Below are 17,204 nucleotides of genomic sequence, written 5' to 3' on the forward strand. Positions count from 1 at the left end.
GCAGACGTCGATGCGACCAGCGTCGGCACACCCGGCGCGTGCGTATCGATGGTGACGGCCAGGGCCGTGGACGCGACGCTGGTGCCGCCCGAGGTCGTCGCCGTCGCCGTCAGCGAGTGACCGCCGTCGGACAGCGCCGCCGTGGTCAGCGTCCAGGCACCGCTCGCGTTCGCCGTCACGGTCCCCAGCACGGTCGAACCGTCGAGCACCTTCACGGTGCTGCCGGCCACCGCCGAACCCGTCAGCGTCAGCGTGTTGTCGTTGGTGATGTGGTCACCGACAACGCCGCTGTCGGTCGTGAACGAGGCGATCGTCGGCGCCGCAGGCGCCGAGGTTCCGGATCCGGCAATGACCGCGCTCACAGCCTGCGAAGGCGCGCTGACATAGCCGAAAAAGTTGTTTGCCTTTGCTGTAAGGCTGTGCGTCCCGGCAGATAGCGTCGCCGTAAAAGTCCAGGCACCGGATGAATCGGTGTCGACCAGACCGATCTGCGTCGAGCCATCGAAAATCTGTACGGTGTAGCCATCAATCCAGGAACCAGAACTTGCCTGCCCCTTCAGCGTGACGGCGCTCCCACTTACTGTCTCGCTCGTGACAGTTACGGTTGGCACCAAGGTTGAATCCGTAACAACAGGTTTTGCGGCGCTCGCCTGAGCCGCGACAGGTGCGGTTGGCGAAGGCGTGACGTTCTGAAAATACAGACCGCCCGTCTCCATGTTAGTGTTGTTGTAGTACTTTCCATTCGAGGAATACGTCGGATCGGAGAAGAAGCTTTCGTTGCCGAAAGTGCCCCCTCGCGTATCAGCGAAATTGTCGTGGACGAGCACGGTGCCAGCCAGACTTGATCCGCCCGTGACCGTCGTCATGACGCCGACCTTGGAGCCCGGAAGAGCTATGATCGTATTATAAGCCAGTTCCGCGCTCGTGACCGTCGAACCGTTGTCATTGAGCATGAAGCCTTGTGTACCGTCCGAGTTTGACACGACGGTTTGGTACACAGTGTTGTACATGATGGTTTCGGTGAAGGGATTGCTCCCCATCGTCTGAAGCCAATCGGGATGCGCATTAACATTCCCGTTGTCGTTCAGCACATTATACTTGATGGTGACCTGCCCACCACCCTGGGCCTGGATAAAATCGGAATAGGCATTCTTGAGCAGCGTATACTCAACGGTTAGGCCCGACGTACTTGTGTAAATCAGACCGTTGTTGAGCTGATCCGACTGCATACTGCCGTCGATGACGCAATTCTTGACCGTCAGATTTGAAGAACCGTTGTCTCCATAGATTGTGAAATTGCCGTTCGATCCAATCTTGAAGTTGGAATTGGAAATCGTCGTATTCGCAGCCTGAGTGATGACGGACCAACCGCCGGCAAGCGAGAAGTCGTAACCGTCAAGCGTGACATTGGCCCCGGTGACGGTGACCTGGTGGAGCGAGGTGTTAATCGAAACACCGGCCATGTTTATTGTTGCTGGGTCCTTCAGGACGGTGCCCGCGGTAATGCCGACGGCATAGTCGACGCCGGCCACTTCCCAGGAAGGGCGCACAGCATAGCCGTCTAATATGCCGGCCAGTTGCGGGGTTCCCCCAGGCGCTCCAACCGAACCATCGCCAACCAGCGGAGGATCGACGATCGAGGTGCCACCATGACCGTCGCTTGAAGCCGTAAAGTTCGCGAGCGAATAATTGCCAAGCAGTTCGATACTAGCCGTATGCGAGCCGTCGCTGACGGTGAGTATGCCTGGCGAGTTGTTGCCGGTGTAACTGATCTGCGCGTTCGCGCCAGCTGTGATGTCCGCGAGATCGATGACATCGCCGATAGCAAGCTGACCGGCGATTTTGCCGGTGAATGTCGAAGAGTCGTCGATCTTGAGGGTGCCGGTCGCTCCGTCGAATGCGACGGTGCCCGAGAATGAAGACGAGAGCTCAAGAGCTCCGCCATCAGAGACCACGGCAACCTGAGGGACGGCATCAGCAGACGCACCGGGCTCGCCTCCAGTAACCTCGACGATCGGCGCCATGGCATGAGCGGGCGCGTCGATGGCCGCGGCGTCGCTCAGCAAACTTGAGCCCACCTCGCTATTTGCGTCCAGAGAAAAACCCGCTCCCTGGTCAAGCTCGGTCGAGTGCCCGTGGTGAAACACGTCTCGATGAAGAGACTGGGCGATTGCCATCCGTGATGCAGCACCTGTCGATCGGATGGCCATCAATGCATCAGCCGCCGCGGCCTCAATCGACGCGATGATATCTGAAGAGCTATGGCGCTCGGCGTGATCAAACTGCACGGATGGATGCGTTCTGCGAGTCAAATTCGGCCCCTTTGTTCACGCGCCTTTGGGAATATCAGCAATTACCGCTCAAGTTGCGCACCCCCTGCGCATCAAACCTGATGAGCTGTCACCCCAAACCCAACTCCTCGACTGATCCTCGGTCTGGTCTTTTTTAAGACGATTTCTAGGACTTCCCACGAAACGTGGCCGAGAATATTTCGCACAATTGAATCATTGAACGAACTAAAAAAGGGCAATAACGCCGCCAATCCGCCGAGCTCGCTAAAAGCGCCTAAGCGGAATAGGTTCTTTTTTACCGAACGGGTCGAATTAAATCACCGTTTTAAATCCACTTTAAATCAGGCGGCCTCTTGAAAGTATCGCGCCCTGCCAAATCGCCAATTCAGCGGAAAATGCCCGATTCAGCCCCATCGCGAATCAGAGCATACCGGCGCCCGCACGGTGGTTTGGGCAATGTTGATGATTCAAATTGTCGCGGGCTATTTACGGGCGTCCGCCGCTCTTCATGGAGCTCCCCTTCCCGTCCCCTTGACCGAGAGGGATCTCGACCGCCGCACCTTCGTGAAATTCATAAGGGAAATCGCCGATGCGACGCGGCCTACCAGGAGCCAAACACACCAACAGTCGCCTTAAACAGCGCGGTCCGACCAAGCATGAGGGCCAAACCCAGCCTTCAAAGGAGGGTAGCCTACCGTCCCTGTAATCGCATGGATTGGCGGTCATCGCGCAAACAACTCATCGGACCGGCCTGATAACCAATAGAACAGCAATCCCAACCATTCGTGGACAGCTATATCGAGACGTCGCAAATTATCCGTCGCCGTGTCTTCCGGCACCCACATCTCTTGCCAGCCATGGGTCCGGGATCCTACCGAGAAGGCGAACACATCAAAGCCAACCTTTCGGAAGGCACCGATTGCTCGTGGCATATGATAGGACGAGGTTACAAGTAGCCAATGCGATCCCGGCGGTGGATTGATGAGTTGCGCCGTATAACGCGCATTCTCCGCCGTCGTCAGCGAATTGCCTTCGACCAGAATGCGATCTGGCGCAATTCCGAACGAAATGAAGTACTGCTTGACGACCGATGCCTCACTTGGGCCGGCGGCGCCATCTGTCCCACCGGAGAAGATGATCTTAGCCGCGGGATATCTTTTGGCCAGGGCAACCATGACCGCCATCGGCTCTGTATCTTCTTGGAGAACGATGGTGCTGAGATAGCCGTGACTTTGTGAGTCATACGATCCGCCAAGCACAATGATCCCGTTGATTTGCTCGCCTGGAAGCATCATCTCCGGGAATCGCTGCTCGAGCGGGGTCAGGAGGATGTTTCCGATCGGTGACAAGCCTCCCGCCACCAGGACAAACAGGGATAGTCCAGCAGCACACATCGCGCTTCGGCGACGAAAAATGATCAAGATCAGCGTCAGCGCCGCCAGCGAGGCGATGACATTTGAAGGGACAAGAAAGAAGCCAATCAACTTCGAGAACGTAAAGTGCATCGCGACATCCTTTCAAGCCGTCGCGGCGCACCGCCCAAGAGGCTCGCAACGATTCGGACTTTTACGAGAGCTCTCTGGACGCCAAACCGGGGCCGCGAGGATCAATTAATCTATTCAGTTCCGTCAAATGCGCCTTCAGACCAATCAGGAGGGCCGTCAAAATCCAACAGGATCCCCAGATGTGCACTGTGAATGCAATATAGAGAGTAAGGAAAAGCACGATCCCGACGATCGTTGCGAGCTTCTTCTCGGTCGACGTCAGGTTTTGCCCGCGGCTCCCTATTGGAGCGGCCCCCAATAATGAAAGGCCGACCAGCACAGCTCCGGGATAGCCGGATTGGATCGACAGCACGAGCCACAAAGAATCGATGGAATGGTCTATCTCTTCGGGGAGCTGGCCAAACCCAAGCCCGAACCAAGGTGATTGTGACACGTACAGAGTGACCATGTGCCAAGTCCATTCGCGGTAGTAACCGGACTCGGGCGAGAAAGTCAGGTTCGAAATTATGAACCCGACGGGATTATTGCTGATCACGAACGCAGCGCTAACGGCAAGTATACCTATCGCCACCAGAACCAACCAGCGGCCAGCCATACGTGAAAACATCGAATTATAAGCAAGCAGAACGAACCCGATAATCATTACCTGAAGTGGAGCCGACGAAAAGGCCAGGACGGCTCCGAGCCCGCACGCTCCAATGACGAAGAACCGCCCGCGGACAGGGACCGAGGCCGCGATAAGTATGCCGATCGTGCATGTAAAGCCGAACAGAATAGGATGCTCGATTGGTCCCGTCGCCCTCAGCAAGCCGAGGCGATAAGCGTCGTCCCAGGAATCAATGCTATGCATTGGGGCAACTATTGCGGCGGCCAAGTCGTGCGCGAACCGATGGTTGGTTATAGGATCGAGTGCCCCGACGAGCGCAACCACCGCAATTGCCCGGCAGAGCAGATTGGCGAAAGCCAACGCATGACCGCGCTCCGACAACAGGATTCTGGTCCCCATGTAGGCGACGCCAAACTCAAGAATTGTGGGGCCGGCATGATTGAGCGCCGAGACCGGATCGTCAACGTTGGCGGGTCCATAAACCAGCCAAAACCCGGCCAGGAGTACGAGCAGATCTGACAGAACAAATTTGTAACGTCCAGCCGATGCTTTCTGTAGCCCCTTCACAATTAGGACCGGTGCCAGCATCAGACAGAGCAGCCTAACGAACGTCAGCCGCAGCCCAAACATATAAAAGGAAAGCTCCTCGGGCAGGAACAGGCCGACGACAATTGCAGTGACCATGAACGGAAGCGTAGAAGAAGCTTCCCCCGACATCGAGGCAAGTTGCCTGCCTGGAAGATGGGTCAAGACTGCGGACGCCGACGGTCTCATTTCACTCGATATCCGCGGTTAACGGTATCTCCTGGTAGCAGCCAGAATATCACGCGAGCGAGCGACATCGTCAAATCTAATCGGTGCAGGCGCTTAAATAATATCATTAATACAGCTCTCCACCCTACATGGTCGGGCAATGCGTTCGGCGACCGCTTCGAGGTCATTGCCGCAGTGAGCCTGGTAAGCCCAGGCCCGCCGCAACCCACTACGCGACGCCTGACCGATCCTGACGAGAGCAACCGTGGTAGGAGCCCGGCCCGGCCCTTCGGGTTTCCTCGAAAGGACTTGCAGCCCGCGGCCGGATCGGCACGTCCACCGCAACTGTGAGGCCGCAATCGAGCGCTTCTTCAAGCACAGGCAACTGTATGGCGCCCTAGAAGCGCTGTCCGGATCTCAAGAGGGTGTTGCCGCTCTTACGATATCCTCGGCCCGGCGATGGGGTCGTTGACATAACGCCGATCATGTTCGTCAAATCCGCAAAATTATCATGGACATAAGCGTCCACTATCGTGCCTTTGACCTGAGATACACGGAAAAACGTACTCCCCCTAAGTCCGCCGATCGCCGTATTCGAGGCGGTATTATACGCAACTTCCGGCCCATTCATCACTTGCGTCCCGGTCCCAAGCTGCGTTTCGAGGTCAATAAAACTGCTCGGACTCGCCTTGGTCGCAACCATATGAACGTAGGTATTGAATAGGATCTTTATGTTGTTGGCTGTGCCGTCGCCCGCAAATTGTATCGCATCGGCGTGAGCGCCGGCTTCATAGCCCATCGTGTCGAACAGATTGAAGCGCGCATCGATATCTGACGTCGCCAAGTCGATGAAATCGTTTTGCGCGCTATGTAACCAGTTATATCTCCAGGTGGACGTTACGCCGGTCCGTAGAAACGCCAAGCAACCGAAGATCGTTTCTCCTTCGGCGCCCAACCCGTCGATCTCACAATATTTAACTGTCAAGGGGCCAGTGTCTATATCGATACAGAGGTTTTGAAGCCTGGAGTTCGAGATCGTTAGATTAGCATGGCCATTGCTCCTAATTTGCCACCAACCCCCCATCGTAAAATCGTAACCATCGAGGACAACGTTGTCAGCTTCGAGCCGAAGCACGATCGGGTTTGTCCCCGAACGCGAGGCCACATTTGGCTGGATAATTGCCGGATCCTTCAACCTGACACCAGCATTTACGCCCACTCGATAATCCACGCCGGCGACGGGCCAGGGTGGACGGACCGGATACGGCGAAATTCCGTTCAAGCTGGTGAAGTATGTTGGATATTGCGCTACCCCGGCCGGCGCATCTTGGCTGCCAGAATTCAAGCTCAATGGGACAGCCGCTTCATCCGACGACAAGGGTACCGCCGCTCGCACGATTGCAGGGGCAGCGACCAGATTGATCAAACCCGTCAAGACGCTTCGTCTCTTGATACGTGAACAAGCGTCCATAACGTGTCCCTTCAAAGCCAATATTCGCTATCGGGCCAGGCTAGAACGACAACTCGGCGACCAACAGAGTTGGTTTCCGCCTGATCGAAGCCGACAAGTCAAACTTTTGGCGAACGAGAAGCTGCAATAGCTTCTCGGAGCGAGAAAAAACGACCGAACGCAAATCAAATTAAGCCTTGCGGGCCTCACTTTGCGATTTTCCAATCCACTGGCGGCTGCGAAACCTGACCGGCGGTCTGTTGACCAAGCATGATGTACTGCTTGGCCAAGTGATGCTGAAACCCGCCCAAGGAAAGCATATTGATCAGCCTCGCCCGCGGTCCTTGCATTCCGGACATCAGACCTGCGGTCACTGTCAAACTTGCATCATTGAGGAGCTTCACCGCCGTACTTTCCACGAAGAACCTCAGATGCGTACGGTCAAGGATACCGGAATCCTGATAAGTGAAACGTCGCGTCAGCAGCAGGGGCAGCGACACACTCAAATGCGCAATATTCGGCACCGAAACGATGACATGCCCTCCGGGGACCAGAAGGCTTGAGAGCTTTCGAAGCACCCCGACCGAGTCGGTCAGATGTTCCAGCACGTCAAGGAGCAAGATCAGATCGTAAGTTTTCAGTGCGGGCAGGACCTCTTCAATCGGACCGATAAGCGCGACATCCACGTTCCGCGTCAGCTCTTCGCGCAGCTCCGAATTCAGCTCGACTGCGGTAGTCTCTGCACCTGGATTCTGGGCTTTGAGCCACTTGAGTGTGCCCCCCGCTCCCGCGCCCACCTCGAGGATCCGAGTCGGATTAGGTGGCAGTAGCGGTTCGATCTCGCGCCGAACAAAATGATAGTAATTCATGTTTCAAACTCGCCTTACGAGGGCGCCACTATTAATGCCCACCGCTTTGCCCCTGCTGCGAGCGCCTCACATAGGTCGCGCTTATGCCTCGCACCAACCAATTGGCCACGGCCCCTTTTTGCGCGAGAGCTCTCTCTTCCACGAAATGCCACGAAGCAATGGCCAGGACTATCGTTATCGGCATGGACATCGCGACCATCATGACCGGGGTACTCTTGACGTAAAGAGACGCAACGATTTGCTCGACTGGAAAAGCGTAAATATACATGCCGTAGGAGTAATCGCCTAATCGGTTATATGCAAACAATAGTCGGCACCTCAGAAAGCCGACGTAGAAGATAGTGTACGACCACCATACAACAAACAACTCGTGAAACCACGGCCGGCCGTATGAGATAGCTGTAGCCAATGCCAGTAAAATGACGAAGGGAAGCCGCAGCTGCAATCGGTCACGGAATTGGAAGATCGTCATGCCCACGACGAAGGGCAAGGACAGCAAATGAAGATTTCGAAGGATGGTGATGTGCGGGTAGTCTTCCCGAATTAATGGGAGGCTCCCAATATACCAGAAGGCATACACGGCCAAAAAAAGTGCGTAGCGGCGCCAATTCGAGGTCAGACCGGCGAGACCCACCACCGCGAGCATGACGTAGCAAAGCACTTCGTAAACAAGTGTCCAAAGCGACCCATTGATCGCCAAGGGATACGGATTGTCTACAAATACGCCAGGCAAACCGAACTGCATTGGCCAGAGGGCAAGATTTCTCGGTATGTACAGAAAGGTCTCTTGGTTCAACAAATAGCGAGGCAATTCAATTTTGGTGGTTGCTGGACCGAGCACGAGCGCGGTGAGTACCAGCACGCAAAGCAACCCCGGGTATATTCTCAACGCCCTCGCGGTTGCGAAGTGCACCAAGCTCCGCCGGTTGTGGAAGCTCAGGGAAATAAAGTAACCGGAAATAGCAAAAAACGTCAGTACGGCGAGCGTGCCTAACGTCATCCCTATGGCTGGCTCGAGAGGCTCGAGCGTCCCGAAACCGAACGAGAGTGGATAGGCGTGCGAGATCAAAACCGCGCCAGCGGCGATCATTCTCAGGAGGTTGAAGCTATTGTCCCTGCCTTCGGTGACGCTTGACTGCAACAACATCGATTGATGGCCTCTGATGGTACCTTACCCGGAGGACCGATCGTCTGCAAAGATTCGGGCGTCGAATGCTTAACCCAAATCCGATCCTCTATGTCTGAATAGACCGGCGCCGTACGAGCCAGCCGCTAATCGCATTAGAAAGCGCTTCGCGAAGGCTACGGTTGGTGTACAGCTCCAACCAGACTTGCGAAACAATGAGCCCGAGCCCCAGCAGAAAGAGCATTCCGCGGGCTGGCCAAGTCGGAGCCGGATCGAGCGCAAGAAGAGCAGCAAGCGTCGCAGGCACGAAGATCGCTGATATCACGTCCCGCACGACAACCGCCGGCTCTCGCGGAAATTGCTTATCGCCCAGTGACGTAAAGAAGACCAGGAAAGAGATGAACTCTCCGATCGCTATTCCCACGAGCATGGATTCCAGACGCGGCCAAATCGCTATGCAGCCTGCAGCGATCAACAATCCGAAGCCAGATGACAAGTTCAAGACCGCGAGCTGCTTCGTACGGCCACTCGCCAAGAGGAGCGAGGTTGGCGCCCCGGAGCGCTGAAGTCTCAGGCAGGCAATCAGCACGAAGAGAACGTGAGCCGGCGCGCTGATCGCAAACGACTTGCCGTATATGAGCGGAATGATCCCGTCGAGAGTCAGCACCATCCAGAGCGCGTAAAGACTTGTTAAAACTGAATAGACGCCCTGGAGGATACGATAGCGTTCCCGCCGGCGCGCCGCGTCAGGATTATCAGCCAGCAAGAATGAAAAGCCAGGGCCGCTCAGAACGTTCACGATCAAGTGCGTCGGAATCACGCTCATACTGAACATGACGGCGTAAGTTCCCAACTCCCTCACACCGAACCAATATCCGACCAGGACGCGGTCGAGTTGGGACATGATGGCGAGACCAATCCCATTGAGCGTCAAAGGGAGTCCAAACGCGAGAGCTTGCCGTAGCTTGGCCTTGTTATAGCGAACCCGGTATGGAGAGCGGGCAAGCATATGAGAGAAGCCGACATAGACGATCCATTGGAACGCCATACTCACGATGATCGCCCAATGATTGCGCAGCGTTGTTGCAGCGAAAAGCAGCACGACGACCGAGGTCAGGTTGGCAACGACCTGGGCAATGGTGTCCGGCCCATAATTATAGGTCCGCTGAATTTGTTTAATACCCAAGTGACCAAACGCTCCGATTATCGAAATGCAGGCTGCCCAGGCAAAGCTCGATGAGAAATCGGGCACTCCGAACAGGCGAGCGGATAACGGCGAGCAGACCACGAGCAAAATTGCAAGCAATACGCCATTGGTTAAAGACAACAAGTGCGCTGCCGCCAGCGCTCGCGCCGATCCATCGATCATGACGAACCGGTCCAGCGCAACGTCGGTCGCAAGACTGCCAAGACTCAAGACGACGCCGATCGCGATTGCCGTTCCGAACTCGTCTGGCGCAAGCAATCTCGACAGTATGATATTGCCCGCAAACCGCGAGCCGAACACGACCAGCGGCGCCAAGCCACCGACGAAGACACGTTCCGTCCACGTCCTAAGCAGTGTCACGCTCGTCTTTCCATACCGTGCGATCCGATGCGCGGTGAACTCTAGATTTCACCGAGACACGCCCGAGCCCCTATCAGGCATATCCTGCCAAATTCCGCGCATATCGATCACTGCGAGGTGGCGTCGCTCGGCGATGGGAACGAGCTTGAAATCGTCGTGGTCGACCAGGACGAGCGCTATGTCGCACGTCTTGATGGCTTCATTGAGGTCGGTCAGCGTGGCGCCGTGTTTAGAGATACTCGCGGGCAGCTCCCGAATATTCGGTTCGACGATTTTCACACGATCTCCATAACGCTCGGCAAGCTGATGCGCCACTTCCAGGGCCGGACTTTCCCTGAGATCGTCTACGTTCGCCTTGAATGCCAAACCGCAACACGCCACGTTTGCGTAAGGATGCTCTTCGATCAGGGCGATGGCTCGGTCCACGGTCCACGAGATCTTTGAATCGTTGACTTCACGGCTCGTTCTAATGAGGCGCGCGAGATCGGGGGCCGAGTCGACGATAAACCACGGATCGATCGCGATGCAGTGCCCGCCAACCCCAGGACCCGGGCGCAAGACATTAACGCGGGGATGCCGATTGGCGAGATCGATGACCTCCCAAACATTGATTTTGTAGCGATCACAGATGAGGGAGAGCTCGTTTGCGAACGCAATGTTCGTATCGCGGAACGCGTTTTCAGTCAGCTTGACCATTTCCGCGGCACGGGCACTGGTCGGAACGCACGCGCCTCTCACAAACGTTTTGTAGAATCGCTGCGCTCTTCGGGCGCAATGAGGAGTCACGCCTCCGATGCATCGATCATTATGGACCAGTTCGGTCAGGATTCTTCCGGGCAAGACGCGCTCCGGGCAATAGGCCACCGAGATTGCCTGTCCGTCCCCATCGGCCAAACCGATTTTCAGGTCAGGCCGAAGATCGGTGATCCGCTTTGCAATCGCCTCGGTTGTCCCGATCGGCACGGTTGATTCCAGGATCACAAGATTGCCGGGGCGTATGACTCCGGCGATGCTTTCCACGGCACTCATCACGCTTTTGAGGTCCGCCCGCTTTTCCTCATCGATGGGCGTGGGGACCGCGATTATGAAGACGTCTGCGTTTTGCGGATCTGTCGCGACCTTAAGCGATCCCGCAGTCACGACCTTCTGAACTAGACCTTCCAGGTCGGGCTCTGCGATGTGGATCGAACCCGAGGCGACCGTCTTAACCACGCGCTCGTTGACGTCGACCCCGACGACCTGCATGCCACGGCTCGCAATGACAGCGGCCGTAGGCAAACCGATGTATCCCAACCCGACGACGACAATATTCTGAAACTCAGCCATTTAGCATTACCTTCACAATTCGCGTGCTGGCGTGACCATCGCCGAACGGATTATGCGCACGCGACATTTCCGAATAGCGGGACGGATCATCAAGCAGTGAGAATGTCTCGGCGACAATCCGGTCCCGGCTGGTACCGACCAGCCGGGCGGTCCCGGCCAGGACACCCTCAGGCCGCTCCGTGTTGTCGCGCATGACAAGGACCGGCTTTCCGAGCGAGGGGGCCTCCTCCTGGATACCACCGGAATCTGTCAACACTATATGAGCCATGGAAAGCAGGCCGACAAAGTCGGCGTACTCCTGCGGCTCAATGATTTCGGCGCGTGGATGCCCCGACAATCGGCCCTGCAGAACGTTTCGAACATTCGGATTGAGATGCATGGGTAGAACGAGCATCACGTCTTCTCGCTCGAGAATCCGCTCAAGAGCATCAGCAATGCAATCCATACCCTGGCCAAAATTCTCGCGCCGGTGCGTGGTCACGAGAACGATCCGTCGGCTGCCCTGCCGCTTCTTGAGATTGTCCCAACGTCGCGACAGTTTCGCATCGGCCTCGACGAATGACTTGGTCGCCACCAGCGCATCGACGATAGTATTGCCGGTGACGTAGATCCTGTCCGCAGGAATATTCTCCTTGAGCAACACGTCGGCAGCGAGCTGAGTCGGAGCGAAGTGCTGATCCGCGATTGTTCCGATGATCTTTCGGTTCACCTCTTCCGGCCAAGGAGCATAAATGTTGCCGCTGCGAAGACCCGCTTCGACGTGCGAAACTGGAATGCGCCGATAGTAGGCCGCCAGAGAACCCATCATTGCGGTGGCCGTATCCCCCTGCACGACCACTCGATCGGGGCGGACCCGGTCGAGCGCCTCGCCAACGGACAGCAAGATCCGGCTGCTCAACTCGTCCAGGGTCTGATTTTTCTTCATCAGATCGAGGTCGATGTCGGGAACGATCTTCACGAGCCGCAACACCTGGTCCAGCATCTCACGATGCTGGGCAGTCACGCACACCGTCACGTCGATCGCGTCGAGGGCCTGAAGCTCCTTTACGACTGGAAAGAGTTTGATCGCCTCGGGCCGCGTCCCAAACAAGACAAATATTCGCTTCGTCACGCGTCACGCCTCCTCAACCCGAACGAGACAGTCGACGGGGACCAATGCTTTGCTGAGTGAGAAAAGCGCGAACGAGTATTGCCGCAAACATGATGTTGGTCTTGGTGTATCGCCACCACATTCGACGCGGCTCCTGATAGACCCGATAAAGCCATTCAAGTCCCATCGACTGCATTAGAGGCGGGGCTCGCCGCACGTGTCCGGCGATGACGTCGAGCGAGCCCCCGACGCCCATGATAAACGGCACAAGCAGACGGTCCTTATGGGCGGAAAGGAACCGCTCCTTGCGAGGCGTCGGCATAGCAATGAAAAGGCAGTCGGCCTTGCTATTGATAATTTGCTGGACGACCTCTTCCTCTTGATCGGCACGAAAGTAGCCGTCTCTCAAGCCGGCGATCTGGATCGACGGGAATTGCTTCTCAATGACGCTGGCAGCCCGATGCAAGACGTCGGGCGTCGCCCCCAAAAGGAATGGCCGGAACCCGTCACGCGCACAAACCGAGAGCACCTGCCAGCATAAATCAATGCCGGTGACACGTTCCTGGACAGGCACCCCGAGCATCCGAAGCGCAAGGACGATGCCCATACCGTCGATGCCGATGAGGTCGCTGCCCAGCACGTCTGAGCGGAGGACGTTATCCGAGCGCATATTTACGAATTTTGCGACGTTCAACGCGACATGATGGAGGCGGCGCCGATCGCGCATTGCGACCTGAGCTCGCTCAACGGTTTCGGTCATGGTCAAAATGTCGACGGAACATCCCAGCAGATCTGCCCGCATGCTAGGCTCCTAAATCGATTAAAACGCGCCCTCGGCGCAGGAACTGATTTCAATAATAATCTATGCCTATCTATTTAATTATATTATTATCTTGTCAACAGCGATAATAATTTTTCGGTTAAAATTGATGACGGGCTTTGAATGCCCCCTTTTGGATGATATGCTTAAAGAAAGCAGACAATGAAGCCGACTAAGCCCTCTATCTCCGTCATCATTCCTCACCTGAACCAGCCCGACCAATTGGCGGCATGTCTTGCAAGCCTGAGCGCGCAAAGCCTGGATCGCACCTCATTCGAAATCATCGTGATCGACAACGGCTCCGCCTCGCTTCCCTGGCAGGTCATCGATCGATATCCGGGAACTCTTCTTCTGCAAGAAGCCAAACCCGGACCTGGACCGGCTCGCAATAAGGGGGTTGAAGCCGCCAGCGGCGAGATACTTGCTTTCATTGACGCTGATTGCCGTGCGCACGCGGATTGGCTCAAGTGTGCCGTTGAGGCCTTGGATCGAGCGCCGGCAAAAACAATTCTAGGCGGCGACGTGAAGATATGGCGCGAGCCCAATCTGCCGATCACCGCCCTCGAAGCGTACGAAAGCGTGTTCGCGTACCGTTTCAAGCTCTACATCGAGCAGCACGGGTTTTGCGGTACTGGCAATCTGGTCGTCAGAAGATCGGATTTTGAGCGGATCGGCCCGTTTCGTGGAATTGATATTGCTGAAGATATTGACTGGGGACAGCGCGCCTGCGCGGCCGACTACAAGTTCAATTACGTTCCCGGCATGGTTGTCTTTCATCCTGCCCGAGAAACTCTGCACGAACTGCTTGTCAAGTGGGATCGGCATATCCAGCACGCGGTAAATGCTGGAAGTCACACCGCAAAATGGCAAGCTCGATGGCTGGTGCGAGCAGCAGCCGTGCTGCTCTCGCCCGCCTTCGATTGGATCAAGATTTTTGCCAGCGACCGTGTCGACGGTGCAATACCGAAGGCGAAGGCCCTAATGGTGCTGGTAATCGTGCGGGCATATCGCGCGTACAAGATGGTCCACCTGCTGGTTTCGCGCAGGGAGGTCCAATGGAATCGCAAGCCGCACCCCGGCTAGTACCGGGGCGACAGGCAAATTAAGTCTGGTTCGCCTGCGTGAAAGCTGCGTGATGCGTCAATTCCGGCAGGTCTGAACGACTTCCGAACGACCAGAGGATCCACCCGAGCTCGTAGCTTCGACACTCGAGGCGAAGCTCAATTGCTGCAGGATCGACCAACGAAGCGTCGCGCTGAAGTAACGCATTGCCAATAGCACGCATGACTCTCGGCCTCTTTGACTTCAGTTCCCCTCGTCGAACTTGCGAGCGGATACTCAGGTGCAGGTCGGGCACAAGCATCGACTTGGAGAGCTGATTTTGGCCCAGGACCCACCGAAACCCCTTGCAGATCGCATCGCGAGCCTCTGATAGCCCGTGTCGCTCGGCCATTTCAAGAAACGCCGGAGCCATACCGTATTGGTGAACCGAGTACACCTCGTAGAAGTCGAGCACCCGTCCACTTGCAGCATCGAAGAACCACGGCCATTCGCCGCCGGGCCCCTGAAGTCCGATCAGCTTTCGGGTGGTCGCATTGGCAATCTCGATGAACCGGCTATCATTTGTCAGCTCACCATAAGTGTAGCAAGCAAGAAGCAAATAGGTTTGGGTCGCAAAAGACGCAAACCGACGCCTTGGTCCCTGGGCCGCGTCGAAAAACAGACTCGATGGCGAATGGTATTGATCGAGCAAAAACTGAACCAGCTCAGCAGCCTTCGGCGTCCACTTTCTATCGGTCTTCGCCTGCGCCACAACACCGGCGGTGATCATACCGAGATCTTGCGCTCGAAAGGTCCGCCACTGGTTCCGGTCAGCAAGGAGCCCCTCAATATGGCGAAGAATTTCGTCGGGCAACGTCACGCCCAGTTCCGCTGAAGTCCAGAGTGCCACTCCGAACGCGTATTTGGAAACTGGGAGCGCCTTCAACTGCCGCGCATTATGCAAGAAGATCTCGCGCAGGTTAACGTGAGCCGGGACTGACGGCACTCGCGTCATCCCCAGGAGCACATTGAGAGTATAGAATACATCACTTGGAGGAACCGATTCATTTGGCTCGCGGCGCCCGTCCAAATGATAGATATGAGACCAGCGACCGCTTTCGCCGAGCCAGCATCGATCCAGACCCTTCAGGGCGTAATCCACCAGCGGAGAATTTGCCGGTGTCAGAACATCTCGGACATTCATAATGGATCCGCTAAAAATTAACGATATTGATTGAGTCGACCTCTTGCGCATCGATTATTTAGCCGACTTGTCCGAAAACGCAAATCAAGCGAGTGAGTTTACTTAGACATCGTAAGTGCTCAGGCTTGTATCGGCGCCCCCTCTTCTGGCGCGGTACGCACAGAAGCCGGATCGTCGTGATGTGGCAACGGAAGGGCAGGTCCCGAACGCTCGTTTACCAGTACTGCAGCAAGTGCGACGCGTTGATTGTCCACTGCACGGCTCGGTCTTACAAAGCCCGTTCAACCCCTCGCGGAATGCTGCGAAGAGTGCGGAACAGGAGTTACATGTTGCAGTTCGGTGAAGGATCTCTTTAATTCTGATGGGCCAGACGCCCGAATGTGTCCCATCCGGCGTTCCCGCGCTTCAGCTTGCATTGGCTCTAACGTATCGATTTGTTCTCCGCAGGATTTTTTTGAGTGAAGGTAAATGACCCTGGATCAGCACCGCATTGCGATCATTATCGTAGGCTTCCGCAATCCTGAAGACGTACGGGCTTGCCTCGCCGCGCTATCGCGCTCGACACCTGAACCGCACTTTGACGTTTTCATTTGCGAGAACGGCGGGGATCGAGCATTTGCTCTATTGTGCGATACACTGATCGGGCCGGGGGCGCCGTGCACCAGGGGCTCGGATGCGCCCCCAGAAGCGCCGGCGGCCGTTTCGTCCCGACAGATTGATGTCGCCCGGTTTGCGCTCAAGGGGCGCAACACACGTGTGTGGGTTGGCTGCGCAACGCAAAACTTGGGGTACGCTGGAGGCACCAACTTCTGGATTCATCGCGTGTTACCAAACCCAGAATGGGACGGAGTGTGGGTGCTCAATCCAGACTCAGAACCTGAACCAGACGCACTAAAGGCTCTGGTGGAGCGCTCTTCGGCTGGCAACAAGGGAATGGTAGGCAGCACAATCGTGCCCAATGTCCACAGTACGTATGTTCATTGCCGCGCCGGTCATCGATGGCGGAAGTTTCGAGCAGATCTCGAGTTGATCGGCCTCGGAGAGTCCGTCAACGCTCCCGTGGACCTCAAGTCGATAGAGGCTGACCTCGACTGCATCGCCGGCGGATCGATGTACGTCACGAGGCGCTGCCTCGAGGATATTGGCCCCATGGATGAGCGCTTCTTCCTCTTCTACGAAGACGCCGATTGGTCTCAGCGAGCAAAAAAGCACGGCCTTGGATACGCGCCGGATTCGATCGTACCGCATAAAGGGGGTACGACAATCGGATCGGCCCGTCGTCGAGCACAAAGATCCTATCTTTCGGTCTACCTTGAAAGCCGTAATAATCTAACTTTCGTCCGGATGCACTGGCCTCGCTACGTGTTGCTGGCGGGGCTGTTCGGTTGCATCCACGCGACGATGTACCTCTTCGCGCGCTCGCCAAGAAATTTTCAAGCAGCTGCGAAGGGCTTGTTCGCGGGGATACGAGGCGAAACAGGCCAGCCGCAATTTCACGACCATTGAATATGATCGCCGTGCTCGCTGCGGCGATATAGGAGGGGACGGGTTCCGC

At 56.3% G+C, this 17,204-nt stretch carries 13 protein-coding genes; 2 read left to right on the forward strand and 11 right to left on the reverse strand.

The features are described from left to right. The 10 genes from L6639_RS43395 to L6639_RS40295 form a co-directional block, all read right to left on the reverse strand. A partial coding sequence (locus L6639_RS43395) for an Ig-like domain-containing protein (protein WP_237867010.1) occupies positions 1-2,288 on the reverse strand: 2,288 nt, incomplete at its 3' end. Positions 2,289-3,013: 725 nt separating this feature from the next. Further along, positions 3,014-3,796, reverse strand: coding sequence for a YdcF family protein (locus tag L6639_RS40255; protein WP_237867012.1), 783 nt, complete (start codon positions 3,794-3,796; stop codon positions 3,014-3,016). Between the two features lie 61 nt (positions 3,797-3,857). Continuing rightward, positions 3,858-5,153 (reverse strand): hypothetical protein, encoded by a 1,296-nt coding sequence (locus L6639_RS40260; protein WP_237867014.1) that lies wholly within the window; start codon positions 5,151-5,153, stop codon positions 3,858-3,860. 400 nt (positions 5,154-5,553) lie between these two features. Next, complete coding sequence (locus L6639_RS40265) at positions 5,554-6,591, reverse strand: hypothetical protein (protein ID WP_237867016.1); 1,038 nt, start codon at positions 6,589-6,591, stop codon at positions 5,554-5,556. Positions 6,592-6,812: 221 nt separating this feature from the next. Then, positions 6,813-7,475 carry a class I SAM-dependent methyltransferase gene (locus tag L6639_RS40270; RefSeq protein ID WP_237867018.1) on the reverse strand — a complete coding sequence of 221 codons (663 nt, stop codon included), beginning with the start codon at positions 7,473-7,475 and terminating at the stop codon, positions 6,813-6,815. Positions 7,476-7,506: 31 nt separating this feature from the next. After that, on the reverse strand, positions 7,507-8,622 hold the full coding sequence (locus tag L6639_RS40275; RefSeq protein WP_237867019.1) for an acyltransferase family protein: 1,116 nt from the start codon (positions 8,620-8,622) through the stop codon (positions 7,507-7,509). A gap of 88 nt (positions 8,623-8,710) precedes the next feature. Continuing rightward, on the reverse strand, positions 8,711-10,168 hold the full coding sequence (locus L6639_RS40280; RefSeq protein WP_237867020.1) for an oligosaccharide flippase family protein: 1,458 nt from the start codon (positions 10,166-10,168) through the stop codon (positions 8,711-8,713). 48 nt (positions 10,169-10,216) lie between these two features. After that, entirely contained in the window at positions 10,217-11,494 is a 1,278-nt protein-coding gene (gene wecC / locus L6639_RS40285) for a UDP-N-acetyl-D-mannosamine dehydrogenase (protein WP_237867021.1), read from the reverse strand. Further along, positions 11,487-12,605, reverse strand: a complete 1,119-nt coding sequence (gene wecB, locus L6639_RS40290; protein ID WP_237867022.1) for a non-hydrolyzing UDP-N-acetylglucosamine 2-epimerase — start codon at positions 12,603-12,605, stop codon at positions 11,487-11,489. Before wecB ends, wecC begins: the two co-directional genes overlap by 8 nt. 13 nt (positions 12,606-12,618) lie before the next feature. Then, positions 12,619-13,386 carry a WecB/TagA/CpsF family glycosyltransferase gene (locus tag L6639_RS40295; RefSeq protein ID WP_237867023.1) on the reverse strand — a complete coding sequence of 256 codons (768 nt, stop codon included), beginning with the start codon at positions 13,384-13,386 and terminating at the stop codon, positions 12,619-12,621. Positions 13,387-13,566: 180 nt separating this feature from the next. Here L6639_RS40295 and L6639_RS40300 point away from each other — a divergent pair, with 180 nt between their 5' ends. Then, complete coding sequence (locus L6639_RS40300) at positions 13,567-14,487, forward strand: glycosyltransferase family 2 protein (RefSeq protein WP_237867024.1); 921 nt, start codon at positions 13,567-13,569, stop codon at positions 14,485-14,487. A gap of 19 nt (positions 14,488-14,506) precedes the next feature. Here L6639_RS40300 and L6639_RS40305 read toward each other — a convergent pair whose 3' ends face one another. Further along, positions 14,507-15,649 carry a hypothetical protein gene (locus tag L6639_RS40305; RefSeq protein WP_237867025.1) on the reverse strand — a complete coding sequence of 381 codons (1,143 nt, stop codon included), beginning with the start codon at positions 15,647-15,649 and terminating at the stop codon, positions 14,507-14,509. 468 nt (positions 15,650-16,117) lie between these two features. Here L6639_RS40305 and L6639_RS40310 point away from each other — a divergent pair, with 468 nt between their 5' ends. Further along, on the forward strand, positions 16,118-17,155 hold the full coding sequence (locus L6639_RS40310; protein WP_237867027.1) for a glycosyltransferase family 2 protein: 1,038 nt from the start codon (positions 16,118-16,120) through the stop codon (positions 17,153-17,155). Positions 17,156-17,204: the final 49 nt, after the last annotated feature.

Origin of the sequence: Bradyrhizobium zhengyangense (assembly GCF_022012555.1) — a bacterium.
Lineage (GTDB): Bacteria > Pseudomonadota > Alphaproteobacteria > Rhizobiales > Xanthobacteraceae > Bradyrhizobium > Bradyrhizobium zhengyangense.